This is a genomic window from Erwinia tracheiphila, from assembly GCF_021365465.1.
In the GTDB taxonomy this organism is placed as follows: domain Bacteria; phylum Pseudomonadota; class Gammaproteobacteria; order Enterobacterales; family Enterobacteriaceae; genus Erwinia; species Erwinia tracheiphila.
Map to the genome: position 1 here is coordinate 3,425,145 of NZ_CP089932.1, position 15,517 is coordinate 3,440,661.

Here is a 15,517-nt window from a genome sequence, read left to right on the forward strand (position 1 = left end):
CAGAGTCCGGTGTCAGATCACGTCGCGACTAATACACTTTTAGTCCACCTTTCAAAAACATTCTCTAACCTCTCTCCGGTGGTAGTAATGGCTCGATTACATCTCGTTTCTATTTGACACTTCTACTTACATTTAGGCAACATTAATCCACATGATTTAAAAAGGTAACACCTCTAATTACATCATTACATAAAAATGATAAGATCCAATAACAACGCTAAAAAAGGATAAAAAATGCTCAACATATCCGAATCTACTTGCCTTTATACTGGAATATTTGGTGGCTATGAAAAGCTTAATGAGCTGGAAGGGCCAGTTAAAAAATCAAAAATTAAAAAAATATGTTTTACTGATGATGAAACTCTTACAAGTGAAACTTGGGAAATTCGATTAATTAAGCCAGCGTTTCCCCTGGATTCTGTAAGAAGCCAGAGAATGGTCAAAGTCAACGCGCACAAATTTCTTCCAGAATTCAGAAGCTCTATCTATATCGACAATACAGTAATGTTGACAATAGACCCTCTTGTCTTGGTAGATGGATTTTGTAAGGTTAATAACATTTCTATTCCTGTTCATTCATATCGTGACAGTGTTTATCAGGAGTTTTTTGAGGTGGCTGATAACGGTTTAGATGACTCTGCAAGAATCTTTGAGCAACTAAACCATTATCAACTTATTGATGCTGACTCTCTGGATAGAAAGCCATATTGGGCAGGAATAATCATAAGAAATCATATGAATAAAGATGTAATTTCTTTGATGGAGGAATGGTACAGAAATATATTGCGTTACAGCCGAAGAGATCAGCTTTCTCTTGTATACAGCGAGATAACAACAGGAGTTGGCATTAATAAGATAGTTATTGATAATTTATTTTCTGATTTCCACAGATGGCCTGTCGTTAATAAACGAGACTCTGCGAAGAGATTGTGGTCACCATCGCTTTCTGGTGCAATGCCAGTTTTTGAAAAAATAAAAAAAATGAAATCCATAGAAAGTGTAATCGATGGAAAGTTATCTGATCTTAATTTAATGAATAAAGATATCTCAGAGAAGTATAAACCGACAAGGGTGCCTGACGGTTTTGATCCTCAGCTATATCTTGCGATAAATACTGATGTAGCTGAGGCAGGAGTTGATCCTAAAGAACATTATTTATCTCACGGGTGGAGTGAAGGGAGACGGTGGAGGTAATATAAGCTGTATTAGAGCCTGTTCCAAAAGGCATTAAATGCATCCCGGTCATAATGTAAGCATACCTGTTTTAGTTCCATGCACTTTTTTAGTGTATTAGTCGCGACGTGATCTGACACCGGACTCTGAAAGATTGAGGGTTGCCGGTTCTGATATGGGTGTCGAATCCTTATACAAAACACGAGGTCACCCCCATGCTTGATACTCACAATCCCATCATCAAACACAAAGCCGGCCTGCTCAATCTCGCCGAATAACCCGGTAACGTCTCAACAGCCTGCAAGAGCACGGGCGTGTCACGCGACACCTTCTACCGTTATCAGGAACTGGCTGCTGAAGGCGGCATTGACGGGCTGGTTAACCAGAACCGCCGGGTTCCCAACCTGACGAACCGCGCCGACGAAGCCACTGAACGCGCGGTTGTTGAATATGCCGTTGAGTTCCCGGCCCCCGGGCAGCACCGGACCAGTGATGAGCTGCGTAAAAAGGGCGTGTTTACCTCCGGCAGCGGCGTGCGCGCCATCTGGCAACGACACGACCTGGAGAACTTCCGTAAACGCCTGAAGGCGCCTGAGGAAAAGCTCGCCAGAGAAGGTATCGTGCTTACCGGTGCCCCAATCGCCGCGCTGGAGAAAAAGGCGTATGATGATGAGGCCAGCGGCGAAATCGAGATCGCTCACCCGGGCTATCCCGGGCCGCAGGACACCTTCTGTGCTGGCAATCTGAAAGGGGGGCCGTATCTGCCCGCAGACGTTCGTGGATACGTACCCGAAAGTGGCGCACTGCAAGCGGTATACGAGTAAAACGCCGAACACCGCCGCCGGCCTGCTAAATGATCGCGTACTGCCGTTCTGTGAGGCTCAGGGGCTGCCGGTGCTGAGAAGACTGACCGACAGGGGAACGGAGTACTGTGGTAAGGTGGAGCAGCATGATTACCAGCTTTATCTGGCCATCAACGATATCGCCCATACGAAAACGAAGGCGGTGTCCCCACAGACCAACGGCATCTGCGAGCGCTTCCATAAAACGATTTTGCAGGATTTTTATCAGGTCACGTTCCGCAAGAAGTCATATGGGGAGCGGGAGAGCCTGCAAACGGATCCGGACAACGGGTTGTGGCATGACAATAATGAGCGGGCTCATCAGGGGAAAATGTGCGGCGGGCGAACGCCAGTGACCACGTTACCTGATGGAAAACGTGTCTGTGCAGAAAAGAATCTGAACCGGATGTAATCCGACAGACACCTGTATAAATAACCGGTAACTGTCAGAACAGGTCTGAGCGGGTACACTGATGGTTGCATGTGATTGTGTCGTGCCTGCCATGGTCGCTCAACATGGTTAACCCACTGCGAGTAAATCGGCTGGTAAATTACCCTGCATTTCGGATTCTGTTTCAACCAGCGCTGCGTTTCCCGGCTTTTATGGATTATGTCGTTATCCACGATGAACATGAGCGTTTTTAGCCGGCGGTAAGTCGCTTTCAGATGCGTTAACAGACTGATAAATAAGACTGAGCTTTTGCTATTGCTGCCCATGTTGTTGACTTTGTCCGCTCCGCTGTGTCGCGCTCCTGCCAGATACTTTTTTTCGTTCTGAGCGGGTATGACCACGCGTTTTTGCTGACCGCGTAGTTGCCAGTCCGCACCGATTTTGGGATGAAGATGGATATCCACTTCATCTTCATAAAAGACCGGATGCTCTGCATTGCATTCGTTCAGCGCGTTGTGGATTACCGCCATCTTTTCGTCTTTATACGGGGCACGGATACGCAGCGTGCGCGCTGCCCTGCGCCATACCAGACCCGCAGAGGGCAACCAGCGACGGACGGTTCCCGCATGTAACTGACACCCGGTTATCTCATTGATTTTTATTGCCAGCAGCGCTGTACTCCAGCGTGAACGCTGATAGCCAGGAGAATGTTTTACCCGTTTGCGTAACAACACTCAGATATGTTCATACGGCCACTGACGTCCGCGCCCCGCAGGTAAAGAGACGAAACCTTCAATGCCCGACAGTGTAAACCAGTTAATCCATCGTCCGACAGATGAACAGGCGTAGCAGATCGTTCTGGCGACATCGCTGACACTGTCGCCCCGATGTAACATCAGCATGCCAGTGAGCCTGCATGCATAATTTTTGTCGTGCGTTTTATGGATCGCTTTCTGCATCAGGCGTCGTTCGTCGCGGGAGATTGGTGCTATGATCGGCATTACTCAGTCCGGTTGGTGGTTTGTTTCTTTTTGGCAATTGATCAGATCGCATAATCCGGGCTGAGTTCCCTTTAAGTTATCTACTATTCCGCACAGTTATTTAGCCGGATTCAACTCAAGGTAATGTGAAAATGCAAAAACCTATCTGGGCCTTCGTTATTTTACTGATCATTACGCGATGTTCATCTTCATCAGGAGTGAATTTCGACGATGCCAGTCTCGCTAAAATCCAGTATGGCACGACAACCCACCAACAGTTAATGAAATGAGCGCCTCCCTCCCTCGGTCAATACCGAGATCCAAAGCACTGACCCGCGAAGACTCAGTGCTCAATCTGAAAAGCATGCATTGATGCTTTCCCGATTAATCAGGAGGGAGTGAGAGATGAAACCTATGCCAGTTGGTGTCGACATTGCGAAGAACGTTATGCAGATCCACTACGTGGATACTGAAACAGGGGAGATATTCAGTAAGGCCATCCGGCGTGCCAAGTTTCTTGAGTTCTTTACCAACCAGGCTCCCTGCTGTATCGGCATGGAAGCATGTGGTGGTGCTCATCACCGGGCGAGGCAACTGGCCCGACTGGGCCACCAGGTCAAACTGATGCCGGGCGAATTCGTCAAGGCCTTCAATATCCGCAACAAAAACGATATTGCCGATGCACAGGCCATCTGGCGGCCGTACAACAGCCAGGCAAAGCGGTGGCCGTTAAAACCGAGCAGCAGGCCATGCTGGCCCTGCACCGGATACGTTCTCAACTGATGAAGTTCAGGCTGATGCAAACCAACGCACTACACGGATTACTGGCAGAGTACGGTGAGGTGATGGCAAAAGGGTATGCCAGCCTGCTACGGTCTGTACCGGACATTCTTACACGCCTTACCTGCTGTGCTGATCGACAGCCTGCGTGAACAACTGAACGAGATACAACGGATAGACAAACGCATCACCGACACTGAGAACGTCGGATACGCGAACTGAGTAAAGACGAGCCTGGCGTAAAGGCCATCAGCGACATTCCCGGCGTGGGTCTACTGACAGCAACAGCCGCGGTGGCCTCGATGGGCGACGCAAAAGCCTTTCGATCAGGTCGCGAATTTGCCGCGTGGATCGGTCTGGTTCCGCGACAGAAAGGTGCTGGAGGAAAGCTCCAGCTACTGGGGATCAGCAAACGGGGTAACAAGTATTTGCGAAAACTGCTGGTCAATGGTGCCCACAGCGTCATACAGAACGCGAATGAACCCGGTCCCTGGGTCCCTGCGTTGCTGACGCGGCGTCCCATTAATGTGGTCTCCGTGGCACTGGCCAACAAAATGGCCAGAACGATATGGGCGGTACTGGCACATGGCAGACCTTACCTGAGAGGCATCGCTCCCTCCTGAAGCGTCTGCAACAAGCAGCCTCAGGGCTTAAGCGTAGAAGCGAATATCAACAGGTTGCACAGGCAGTGTATGTAATGACAAAACAGGTCAGACCGGGACTCACCAAGCCTGAAAGAAATATTGAACCACGGGTTCGCAGAGGTAATTGAGGCGTGAGTCAGCGGATTTAATTAGGGTCAGCAGCCGCTTCCACGGCTGCATAAAGACCGGATATATAGCCGCAATCGTCCTGTCCGTCATGAAGTACAAAGTTTGGCAAACGGGAGGCGCTCATATATAATTTCTTTATTTGTCCACCCCACCTCCGAACTCCGAAACCCCTTATCCTGAGAATCACACACTGATGATGTGGTCCTATAGTAAAGCTAACACCATTAGTACCACGGATGGTAAGACGCTGACGGTACAGTTGGATAACGATAAAGTGAAGAGTTACACCCTGAGCAAGACCTGAACATCGAGGACCTGTACTCCCGACCAATACGGTATCATTAAAAATCATGGACTGCCAGCTCAGATAAAAATACCGCCAGCAAGTGAGGATCACATTGTCTGGTGATCGCGGCGATACAGCGTCCATTGTTCGATTCTCTCACCGCCCGGCAATGTACAGTACCCGATATCACCACGTTCAGTGTTGACCGTATCAGTTTTGCCATTCCGTTTTATGCACCAAACAGAAGCCGGGTTTGGCATGCCAATTATCAAAGTCTTTGCGGGCTTTTCGGCCTGAACACCACAGCCAACAAGTACGATCGTACACGCCAGCAGAATTATTTTTTTCATTAGTCACTCCCTTTACTTACATCAGCTTAAACTCAATATCCCGGTTTACTTTAAGTATTAATCGTTGAACTTAAAATCTGGTTTATTAAGATACATTTTCAATCACTCCAACAGGAATTTGTGCGGATGCTGAAAACCTTTACCCTAAGACTAACACAGTCCGTGAACCACTATTTGCTGGCGGATATACGTGCACTGCTACCTGCAGAATCTGTGCAGTTCTTCACAAATGAACATAGCGCCCTTACAGGGCGAGCGTCACGGCTCTGCCGTTCCGAGGGTGTTCATGACCGGCTCACAGCTTTATACTCTGCGGTATGTTAATTTCTCAGGAAATCATTCACATTGCCCGTAGCAAAGCCCCCAGAAAGCGTAAACCCACGCCCTCGTCCCGACGCGCTATACCCGGATATCCTAAGCGTTTTCTGGTGTCCATTCCACCCCGGAGCGATTATGACGACCCCGACGAGTTTTTTTACGACACTCCGCAGGATGCCATTCGTCACTGTGTCCACCTGGGGCCACAGTTTTTCCTCGATACACACTTCGACCCGCCTCTCGTCTGCATCATCCGCGGCTTTGAGCCGCCTGACTCACCCGACGGCGATGTCGTCCTTGAGTCCATGCCAGCCGATGTGTTTATTATCGCCACAGAATCCGGCATGCTGCCGGTGACCTTCGCTCCCTGGGATAAACACACCGACAACTGGGCCGATGACTGTGACGACTGGCACTATAATACCGGTGCCACTGCAGAGCGATAATCCGCCGCATGTATATCCCGCGCCCGGCAAAACTGCTGTTCACCACTGATGACGCCTGGAACCGGTATATGGATAAACACGGGGACACCCTCAGCCCCTGGACCGTACTCTGCGTCGAGCGCATGCTCGCCTGCGGCACTGCTGCCATGGGGGTGAAGCGATACTGCTGCGCCTCCCCGGACTGCACCCACACCCGCTTCTTCTGCCAGACCTGTAAATCAAAAGGCTGCAGCTCCTGCGGACATAAGGCCACGGAGCAGTGGATTACAGAGCAACAGCAAATTCTGCCCGACTGCGACTGGCAGCATATCACCTTCACCATGCCCCATCTGCTGTGGCCCTTTTTCAACAATAACTGGCCTCTGCTCAATGCCCTGTTCCGCGCAGCCACCCGCGCCATGCTCCGCTGGGCCAGAAAACAGGGTGTGGAAGTCGGTATCTTCTGCGCCCTGCACACCTACGGTCGCCAGCTCAACCAGCATCCCCACATTCATCTCTCCGTCACCCGCGGCGGGCTTGATATTAAACACGGCGTATGGCGCGACCTCTTCTTTAAAAAGCATGCCGTGGAGGAAATCTGGCGCGGAGCCGTCATCCGGCTGCTGCGCCACAGCTATGACCTGATTAACCCCGGCAGGCTGCCGGGGCTGGGGCATATCCACGACAAAAAACAGTGGCTGCGCTATCTGCAGGCGCAGTACGGGCGCCGCTGGAAGGTCCACTTCGCGAAGAAGACCCGGGGGGCCTGGCGGAGCGTCAAATATCTGGGCCGGTACCTGAAACGGCCCCCCGTGTCGGCGGCGAAGCTGAGGCACTACAGCGGCGGCGCGGTGGTGCACCACTATTACGACCACCGTACGCAGCAGTACCGGCAGCAGACGCTGACGCAGGAAGATATGATCGGACGTTATATCAGCCATATCCCGGCGAAGCATTTTAAGATGGTGCGTTATTACGGTTTTTTATCAAACCGTAAACGGGGTAGCCTGCTGCCGAAGGTGTATGAAGCCCTGGAGATGGAAGCGCGGAAAAAACCGGAGAAGCCCGGCTTCGCCGCGCTGATGAAAGAATTTCTGCGCACGGATCCGTACAAATGCATTCTGTGCGGCAACCGACTGCGCTTCAGCAGTGCGCAGGCCGGGAGGCACGCGTCGGAGTTGGTGGCAGAAAGACTGCATAACATCGACCGGAAACGATGGCTTCTGGCACAGACTGCGGGATAAGTGCGTCTGAAAAACAGCTTTCAGGTTAAAAACGCGCCGCAAATGCCATTTTATGACCATAACGTTCCCGATGGCACATCATTACTGCATTACAGACACTGCTGCTCATGGTCAGGAAATTTTTAAAACGATGATTCAGTTTCCTAACCATGAACTTGATGAAGAATGGCAGATCACCCTGCTGTGTGTTCAGAGCGATAAAAATTGTTCACTGGCCGTATCGGTAATTCTTATGTGGCATCAGCTCAGGCGAATCAGGACGATAGTCTACAGCACAATCACTGAGCATCATGACGTTTCAGACTATAACGCTGCTCAACTGTTGAATATTTTAAACAAGCCGGAAGCAGTCTTGTACCTGTCCTGATAAAAGTGTCTGATGATTTAAGGCTGTTTTCTTGCTTTATTCATCTGATTGATGGTTGTACTGACGCTTAATATGTGAACTTCAATTAAATTGATAGTGGGGTTCACTATGCCGGATAAAGAGGCGGTGGTAGAGAGGCTTACCGTGGAAGTTCTTGCACTGAGGCACATTGTGCAGATGCTCATTGCCTACGGTAACGTACCAACTGGCGGTAAGCTGAATAAATATCTGCAAAAAGTCGCTGAAGATGCTGAACATCGTGATGGCCGCGCAGCAAATAAAGCGATTGCCGATGCCATCCGTAGCTACATTCAATAGTGTAAATGGGGAACAGACTGTAAAAAGTCGGCACTGTTTATCCCGACCAGAAAAGTTCAGGCTGTCTTTATCATAGTAAGGAGACAGCAATGAAACTAGACCACGGTTACCTCAACGCACTTTGTGTTCTTTACCAACAGGAAACACATCCGTACAGACTGTCTGGTCTTGTTTACCTCTCGCCAGCACAACGCAAAGCTATTCTTAAATCACTGCTTCAGCCATTTGAAGATTAAAACAGCGGTAACCTGCTGGTTTGATTTCACGCTCCCTGCCAAGCTATTCTAGCCCGGCGGCCTCAACTCACAGCCGCTTCTTTACCGGAACAGCATTAATTACAGGGAGCAAAAAACAGATGTATCAGTACACTCTTAGCTGGTTCAACACTTTTGAACTGCCCCATGCACAGCTGATTACCCTACTCACTCTTCTTGCAATCATTTTATGCATTTCGCTGATTGTCCACGGTTTATTGCATCGCGCCGCACTTCCCTTGCTGCGAAAATATGCCGCTAAATCTTCGCGGCACTGGCCACAGATTATTTTCGACAGCAAGCTTTTCTGCCGCTTTGCGCTACTGATGCAAGGCATACTTTTACAAATTCAGCTTGAAGTATTTCTACACGGGCACGAACCCGTTTTCAGCGTGCTGATGGTGGCAAGTCAGGTCTGGATGATGGTTTTCGGGCTGCTGCTGTTTTTCTCACTATCAGATCTGGTTATCAACTTTTCAGAAAGTAGCATGATAGCCCGCCAATTACCGCTGCGCGGCATTTTTCAGGGACTCAAACTGCTCGCCGCGTTGCTGATCGCATTGATGATAATTTCTGTACTGATCGGCAAGTCACCGCTGGTGTTACTGACCGGGCTGGGTGCGATGACCGCCGTGCTGATGCTGGTGTTCAAAGACCCGATACTCGGTTTGGTGGCCGGTATACAACTATCGGCTAACAGCATGCTAAAGCTGGGAGACTGGCTGGAAATGCCCAAATACGGTGCAGATGGCTCAGTGGTGGATATCGGCCTGACCACGGTAAAAGTTCGTAACTGGGATAACACCATTACTACCATTCCTACCTGGGCATTGATTTCAGATTCATTTAAAAACTGGCAGCCAATGTCCGTATCGGGTGGCCGTCGCATTAAGCGCAGTATCAATATTGATACCACCAGCATCGCTTTTCTTGATGAAAAAGACATCACCGCCCTGCAACGTGCACAGCTTTTGACGCCGTATCTGGCCGGAAAACAGGAAGAAGTGTCAGCCTGGAATGCCGGATTAAACTGTGATTTAAGTACGCCGCTAAACGGTCGAAGGATGACCAATATCGGTACCTTCCGCGCCTGGCTGGAGGTCTGGTTGAAAGCACATCCTGGTACACATAAAGGAATGACGCTGATGGTTCGCCAGATGGCCCCCAGCGCAGAAGGTCTACCGATTGAGATTTATGTTTTCACCAATACAACCGTGTGGCTGGAGTATGAAAGAATTCAGTGTGATATTTTTGATCATATATACGCGATCCTGCCTGAGTTTGGACTGAGGGTCCACCAGACGCCCACAGGCAACGATCTGCGTAACATGCGGATTGTGCCAGGATTCTAGCAGGGAGCACAGCGGACGCCTTCGTCCGCTGTACAGATATCAGGTACTAACTGCACTGAACAAGGGTTCGGCAATGCCTGCCACTTCCACGCGCACGGCAAAAACATCGCCGGACTGCGGAAAGGCTTCCAACTCCTGAGGGGTTCGTGTAAGTATCCCAGCTCTGGTTCCCGCACTTTTTGAGACGTCCGGGTTTCCAGCCATCAGCCGATATTCTTTCGGCATAAGGTTATTCAGGGAGCCATGAGGCCGTTCGCTGTTGTATTCCGTCAGCCAGCGCTCCGGGATTTCCCATGCTTCCTTCAGCGTTCTGAACAGGTAAAAATCCAGTATTTCTGTCCGGTACGTTCGGTTAAACCGTTCGATAAAGCCGTTCTGTGTTGGCTTACAGATTTCAGAACGGCGATGCGCTGGTGCTCAGTGAATCGGGCTTTACGCATGGCGATCTCCTCAGAGGAGATAATCAGTATGTCGGAAGATCTCTAAAAGTGAATGGGCCGTTTTGAGGGGATACTTACACATCCGGCTGTGCGTCCTCCCGACTGCCCGGCGACGGGCCATGAAGTTCGTGGTTTTACTGGCATCTCATTCCTCTTTACGGGGCGGGATATAAGGCTCGTCACGACGGCCCAGCTGGTCTGTTTTGCCCGGGTGCTTCGTCGCCTTTGTCCGGGCAGAGTACGGTTTTTTGCCCCGGGCGCCCCGTCTGAAGAGCACCGGGTGTGTCCGCCACCAGTTTGATGTCATGCCTGTCTGCTGCTGCGACGACCCGTGGCAGAGGAAGACCCCCGGCATCTGTCATCAGTGCGCTTTACGCCCTGTTTCCCTCTGCCCGTGGGGTTGCGTCCTGTTTTTTTGTCCCGGGCAGCGGTGATGTTGTCATACCGTCATCCATGAGCAGTCCGTGCCGTCCGGGTGCTCACAGGCCAGTGATCCGTTCTGCCAGAAACGCCCGAAGACACCTGCGCCTCTCCGTTCCTTGAAGCGCCAGGGCGCAGAAGTTGATGAACCTATCCTTGTGGCATTGAGTGCATTCCACTGACAGGCTGTGCTGGGGACGAAGAAAATGGCGTTCATTGCGGCCCGATTATCAACACGTTTTCGGCGTGCACCCGGAGGATGGCGGGTTTTGTGTTCCGGGGTAAGCGGAGCGATTTTGTCCCGGAGTTCATCGCTAATCTGCCCTTTACTGTCTGTCATACTTTGCCCTCAGATATGACCGGGATGCATTATACGATGACGCCTTTTGGGACAGCGTCTAAGTATTACCCAGCCGCTTTATTGGTAAAAAATGCAGTGCTGCCATGCATTTTAAATATCCGTATCTCAGTTCGCTAACAAAGCTGCCGCTATTGTGCAATGTAGCAGGTCAGACAGGTATTCAGATTTAATCGGTCAGGGTACTGAAAATCAGAAGGCACTATTATTATCCTGGTGCTTTTTTGCAGGTTAGTATTGCCGACTGAAATATATCTTGTACCCCTCTTCGGATTGCTGTTATTCCGCATGCTGTTGGTTTTTGCCAGCACCGATGAAAATGTCGCCTTATAGTGATGCCACGCGGTTACAAAACAGATTTCCTCAACGGATTGTTTCATTACATTTATAAAACCGCTCATATTTAAGTGAGTGCAGCTTTTTTATCTGAATAATAAAGTGGTACGCGGATTTAGCCGGGCACAGTAACAGACGTGCGGGTGGTATCCTGTGTGTTCCCTTGCGTAAATTAATTTGTACGTATTGATTGTTTTGGATAAAGTATCAATATGATCGATTAAGTCCGGTGTAATTTTAAACGACATTATTTCAGGTAGAAAAAAAGAGCTAACGTTTTTCATCAAAAAAGTTAATCAGATTATTACGGGTAAATAAATGCACGAGAAGGGCCGGTACAGGGCAGGAGTACAGTACCTTTTCTCTTATCAGATATCTTTCCGGATATGCTTACATTTCTGAAAGAGATTATTTGGTGAGCATTGTCACAATAATGTCCCGATTATGTGAGATTTATTCATCTGAACTTTTGCGTAATAAAAATAATGTCGGGCTTGTGGACAAAATTATCAATCTCTTCGCGTGTGGGACGCAATGTTTGTCCGATTAATCTGATTGTGTCAGTTCCACCCCCCTGACATGATGCGTGTAGTTCATAATCGCATATTAATGCTGTCAATAGCGCTCAGGTTAATATATTGATGTGCGATTATGCTGATTTTTATGATAACGTTCTGTAGATGTTCGCCTGTTACGCTATATTTATTCTTCCATATTAATCAGGGATTCACGTTATCAATGCGTTACTGGATAAATTGCTTTCTGACGTTATTTTTTTTTACTGCTTCATTGCAGGCACAGCCATTGCAAAAAAAATTCTCGGACTGGCAAATAACCTGTAATAACCTTAATTATTGTGTGGCACGTAGTTTTCCCGGAGATAATGGTCTGGTAATGACAATCAGTCGCCATGCGAGTAGTAATGACAGTGCGTTGTTAAGAATTGATTATGGTAACAACGATACCAGCGAGTCAAACGGTGCTGCATTAAAAGATAATCTGTTGTTGGATGGGCGTCGGTTAAAACCCGATCTGAAACACTGGGATGTTCAGCCTCGTCATTTGTCCACAGCACATGCGATTTCTATTGCTGAGTTTTTGGCGCAGACCATGGATGCAGATAACATCCAGCTTCTCTACCGTCCTGCTGCAACGATTTCACTACATGGCATGAAAACGGCCTTGCTGTTAATGGATGAGATACAAGGGCGTCTTAATACCCTTAGTGCCTGGGTTAAAACAGGAAATCGCCCAGCTAGCGACGTCCCACCCGAGCCACCTGAGCCGGTGATTGTCCCTCCTTTTCACCCTCCTTTGTCGCTGACAAGAGAGGAGAGTACCGGTTTGATTGATTTTGGCACCTGGCGGGTGAATACCGATGAGTGCTCCCTTGACCCTCAGCGGCGGGAAGTGAGTGTTTCCCCCTTGAATGATAAAAAAGCACTGTTGCTGGTAAGCTGTGAAATGGGTGCCTATAACGTCATCGATCTGGCCTATGAAGTGACCCGCACGGAACCCTATATTGCTAAACGAATTGTCTTAACGCTGCCGTTTTTACCGAACGGCAGCGGGATGAAACAAATGGAGCTGGTCAATGCTGAATTTGATCCTGAAACAAGTCAGCTGTCCACTTTCAGTAAGGGCAGAGGATTAGGTGATTGTGGCGTGGCTTCCCGGTGGCAATTTACTGGCGGTGCTTTTGTACTGGTGCAATATGCACAGGAGCAGATCTGTGACGCATGGCATGGTAGCGACGACTGGCCGACATTATGGACCAGTGGTCACTCAGCCGAGGCCAGTAGTTCCAGAAGTGGAGATGTCCCCCTGACAGTGCAATCGCTGACAAACTGACAACGGATTCGGCAGGGTTTAATCGTTTAGTTTCTGAAAAATTAACCATGAAGACTGAGCGTACACCTGAGGAAACCTATTCGTTCTCGCCCCTGTAGCCGCTAAAATTGCAGAAGTAGCAGGATGTCATACGAATTTTTTAAATCTTGTACAGAATCAGGAGGCAAAAAACACCTGAAAAGAGACATGCTCTTTTCAGGTGTAAATGTCTTACAGGTTGTCAATCAGCGTGGTTTGAGCTGTGCTTGTGCATGGCTCACGATGTTCTCTACCGTAAAGCCAAACTCCGTGAACAGTTTATCCGCTGGCGCTGACTCGCCAAACCCTGTCATACCGACGATTGCGCCGTTCAACCCAACATACTTGAACCAATAGTCGGCAATGCCCGCTTCCACCGCCACGCGTGCAGTCACCGTAGACGGGAGAACAGACTCACGGTAAGCGATATCTTGCTTATCGAACAGATCGGTTGACGGCATGGAGACCACCCGCACCTTGTGGCCGCTGACACGGAGTTTTTCCGCAGCCAGCAGGGTGATTTCCACTTCAGAGCCGGTAGCGATCAGGATCAAATCAGGCGTTCCCTCTGAATCTTTCAGCACATAGGCACCCCGGGCAATATTGCGCAATTGTTCACTGTCACGGGAGGGCTGTACCAGATTCTGACGGGAAAGGATCAGGGCGGTAGGGCCATGATGACGCTCAATGGCTTGCTGCCAGGCAACCGCCGTTTCGACCTGATCGCACGGACGCCAGACGCTCATATTTGGTGTTACGCGCAGGCTGGCAAGTTGCTCAACGGGTTGGTGAGTGGGACCATCTTCTCCCAACCCAATAGAATCGTGGGTATAAACAAGGATTTGACGCACTTTCATCAACGCAGCCATTCGTACTGCGTTACGCGCGTATTCCACAAACATCAGGAACGTTGCGGTATAGGGGACAAATCCGCCATGCAGTGCGATACCGTTGCCAATCGCTGTCATACCAAATTCGCGTACGCCATAATGGATATAGTTTCCGGCCAAATTCTCATTGACAGACTCTGAGCCTGACCACATTGTCAGATTGCTCGGTGCCAGGTCGGCTGACCCCCCCAGCAATTCCGGCAGCGTTTTGCCAAAGGCTTCAAGGGCGTTTTGTGATGCTTTACGGCTGGCAATTTTCTGTGGATTTGACTGCAAGTCTTCAATGAATTTTTGCGTTTCTTGCTGCCAGACCTCAGGCATATCGCCAGCCATTCTGCGGGTAAACTCTTTTGCCAGCTCGGGATAGGCTGACTGATATGCAGCAAACTTATCATTCCACGTTTTTTCATACTGCGCACCTGCTTCTTTTGCATCCCATTGCGCATAGATGTCTTTCGGGATCTCGAAAGCCGGGTAGTTCCAGCCGAGCTGCTTGCGCGTTAGCGCCACCTCTTCGACCCCCAATGCGGCACCGTGTGCTTCTTCTTTTCCTGCTTTATTCGGGGAACCGAAACCGATGGTGGTCTTGCAAATTAGCAGCGACGGCTTATCCGTTACGCTTTGCGCTTCTTTAATCGCCTGACTGATAGCCGCAGCGTCATGCCCCTCGATATCACGAATCACATGCCAGTGATAAGCTTCAAAACGTTTAGCGGTATCATCGGTAAACCAGCCTTCAACCTCACCATCAATGGAAATCCCGTTATGGTCATAAAAACTGATTAGTTTGCCGAGGCCCAGCGTACCAGCCAGCGAGCAAACCTCATGGGAAATCCCTTCCATCAGACAGCCGTCACCCATAAATACCCAGGTATAGTGATTGACAATTTCATGGTCAGGACGGTTGAACTGTGCTGCCAGCGTGCGTTCAGCAATAGCCATGCCTACCGCGTTGGCCAGCCCCTGACCAAGCGGGCCGGTAGTGGTTTCCACGCCAGGTGTGTAGCCATATTCCGGGTGACCTGGCGTTTTGGAATGCAGCTGGCGGAAGTTTTCCAGTTCGGACATCGGCAAATCATAGCCGGTAAGATGGAGAAGGCTATACAACAGCATTGAACCGTGGCCGTTAGAAAGGATAAAGCGGTCGCGGTCAGCCCACACTGGGTTAGTCGGGTTATGGTGCATAAAATCGCGCCACAGCACTTCGGCAATATCTGCCATACCCATAGGTGCACCGGGATGGCCAGAATTAGCTTTTTGCACAGCATCCATACTCAGCGCACGGATTGCATTAGCCAGTTCTCTACGTGAAGACATGTTTTTCTCCCTGCTATTGTGGCGGAGAGCAGGC

General features: G+C 49.6%; 10 protein-coding genes and 5 pseudogenes. 10 read left to right on the forward strand and 5 right to left on the reverse strand.

Features of this window, described 5'->3' with window-relative positions:
- Window positions 1-234 precede the first annotated feature (234 nt).
- Window positions 235-1,194, forward strand: coding sequence for a glycosyltransferase domain-containing protein (locus LU633_RS17895; RefSeq protein ID WP_016190090.1), 960 nt, complete (start codon window positions 235-237; stop codon window positions 1,192-1,194).
- Window positions 1,195-1,388: 194 nt separating this feature from the next.
- Window positions 1,389-2,427 (forward strand): annotated as a pseudogene (locus tag LU633_RS17900) (helix-turn-helix domain-containing protein).
- Between the two features lie 55 nt (window positions 2,428-2,482).
- Here LU633_RS17900 and LU633_RS17905 read toward each other — a convergent pair.
- Window positions 2,483-3,407 (reverse strand): annotated as a pseudogene (locus LU633_RS17905) (IS630 family transposase); the annotation flags it as partial.
- A 384-nt stretch (window positions 3,408-3,791) separates the two neighbouring features.
- Between LU633_RS17905 and LU633_RS17910 the strand changes: the two are divergent.
- Window positions 3,792-4,789: pseudogene (locus LU633_RS17910) on the forward strand (IS110 family RNA-guided transposase).
- Window positions 4,790-5,332: 543 nt separating this feature from the next.
- On the opposite strand, the gene LU633_RS17915 reads toward LU633_RS17910, so the two are convergent.
- Window positions 5,333-5,575 carry a putative hemolysin gene (locus LU633_RS17915; RefSeq protein ID WP_016190098.1) on the reverse strand — a complete coding sequence of 81 codons (243 nt, stop codon included), beginning with the start codon at window positions 5,573-5,575 and terminating at the stop codon, window positions 5,333-5,335.
- Window positions 5,576-6,003: 428 nt separating this feature from the next.
- Here LU633_RS17915 and LU633_RS17920 point away from each other — a divergent pair, with 428 nt between their 5' ends.
- The 6 genes from LU633_RS17920 to LU633_RS17945 all read left to right on the forward strand — a co-directional run bounded on the left by LU633_RS17920 (window position 6,004) and on the right by LU633_RS17945 (window position 9,853).
- The gene (locus LU633_RS17920) at window positions 6,004-6,339 is read left to right on the forward strand and encodes a hypothetical protein (RefSeq protein WP_052734695.1); all 336 of its coding nucleotides are present in this window, start codon (window positions 6,004-6,006) and stop codon (window positions 6,337-6,339) included.
- Between the two features lie 8 nt (window positions 6,340-6,347).
- Window positions 6,348-7,562 carry an IS91 family transposase gene (locus tag LU633_RS17925; RefSeq protein ID WP_046371879.1) on the forward strand — a complete coding sequence of 405 codons (1,215 nt, stop codon included), beginning with the start codon at window positions 6,348-6,350 and terminating at the stop codon, window positions 7,560-7,562.
- Window positions 7,563-7,692: 130 nt separating this feature from the next.
- Window positions 7,693-7,929 carry a hypothetical protein gene (locus tag LU633_RS17930; protein ID WP_233481935.1) on the forward strand — a complete coding sequence of 79 codons (237 nt, stop codon included), beginning with the start codon at window positions 7,693-7,695 and terminating at the stop codon, window positions 7,927-7,929.
- A 108-nt stretch (window positions 7,930-8,037) separates the two neighbouring features.
- Window positions 8,038-8,247, forward strand: a complete 210-nt coding sequence (locus LU633_RS17935; protein WP_016190100.1) for a hypothetical protein — start codon at window positions 8,038-8,040, stop codon at window positions 8,245-8,247.
- 89 nt (window positions 8,248-8,336) lie between these two features.
- Window positions 8,337-8,483, forward strand: a complete 147-nt coding sequence (locus LU633_RS17940) for a hypothetical protein (protein ID WP_157275214.1) — start codon at window positions 8,337-8,339, stop codon at window positions 8,481-8,483.
- A 119-nt stretch (window positions 8,484-8,602) separates the two neighbouring features.
- Window positions 8,603-9,853 carry a mechanosensitive ion channel family protein gene (locus tag LU633_RS17945; protein ID WP_016190101.1) on the forward strand — a complete coding sequence of 417 codons (1,251 nt, stop codon included), beginning with the start codon at window positions 8,603-8,605 and terminating at the stop codon, window positions 9,851-9,853.
- A gap of 189 nt (window positions 9,854-10,042) precedes the next feature.
- Here the strand turns inward: LU633_RS17945 and LU633_RS17955 are convergent.
- A pseudogene (locus LU633_RS17955) lies at window positions 10,043-10,240 on the reverse strand (integrase core domain-containing protein); the annotation flags it as partial.
- Window positions 10,241-10,363: 123 nt separating this feature from the next.
- Window positions 10,364-11,053, reverse strand: a pseudogene (locus tag LU633_RS17960) (IS5 family transposase); the annotation flags it as partial.
- Window positions 11,054-12,145: 1,092 nt separating this feature from the next.
- On the opposite strand from LU633_RS17960, the gene LU633_RS17965 reads away from it, so the two are divergent.
- Entirely contained in the window at window positions 12,146-13,258 is a 1,113-nt protein-coding gene (locus LU633_RS17965) for a DUF1176 domain-containing protein (RefSeq protein ID WP_016190106.1), read from the forward strand.
- Window positions 13,259-13,482: 224 nt separating this feature from the next.
- Here LU633_RS17965 and tkt read toward each other — a convergent pair whose 3' ends face one another.
- Complete coding sequence (gene tkt, locus LU633_RS17970; protein WP_016190107.1) at window positions 13,483-15,483, reverse strand: transketolase; 2,001 nt, start codon at window positions 15,481-15,483, stop codon at window positions 13,483-13,485.
- Window positions 15,484-15,517: the final 34 nt, after the last annotated feature.

Excerpts from the sequence above, each read along its gene's own strand:
- LU633_RS17895 (WP_016190090.1), top strand. The coding sequence starts at position 235 with ATGCTCAACATATCCGAATCTACTTGCCTTTATACTGGAATATTTGGT.
- LU633_RS17915 (WP_016190098.1), bottom strand. The coding sequence starts at position 5,575 with ATGAAAAAAATAATTCTGCTGGCGTGTACGATCGTACTTGTTGGCTGT.
- LU633_RS17925 (WP_046371879.1), top strand. The coding sequence starts at position 6,348 with ATGTATATCCCGCGCCCGGCAAAACTGCTGTTCACCACTGATGACGCC.
- LU633_RS17930 (WP_233481935.1), top strand. The coding sequence starts at position 7,693 with ATGATTCAGTTTCCTAACCATGAACTTGATGAAGAATGGCAGATCACC.
- LU633_RS17935 (WP_016190100.1), top strand. The coding sequence starts at position 8,038 with ATGCCGGATAAAGAGGCGGTGGTAGAGAGGCTTACCGTGGAAGTTCTT.
- LU633_RS17940 (WP_157275214.1), top strand. The coding sequence starts at position 8,337 with ATGAAACTAGACCACGGTTACCTCAACGCACTTTGTGTTCTTTACCAA.
- LU633_RS17945 (WP_016190101.1), top strand. The coding sequence starts at position 8,603 with ATGTATCAGTACACTCTTAGCTGGTTCAACACTTTTGAACTGCCCCAT.
- LU633_RS17965 (WP_016190106.1), top strand. The coding sequence starts at position 12,146 with ATGCGTTACTGGATAAATTGCTTTCTGACGTTATTTTTTTTTACTGCT.
- tkt (WP_016190107.1), bottom strand. The coding sequence starts at position 15,483 with ATGTCTTCACGTAGAGAACTGGCTAATGCAATCCGTGCGCTGAGTATG.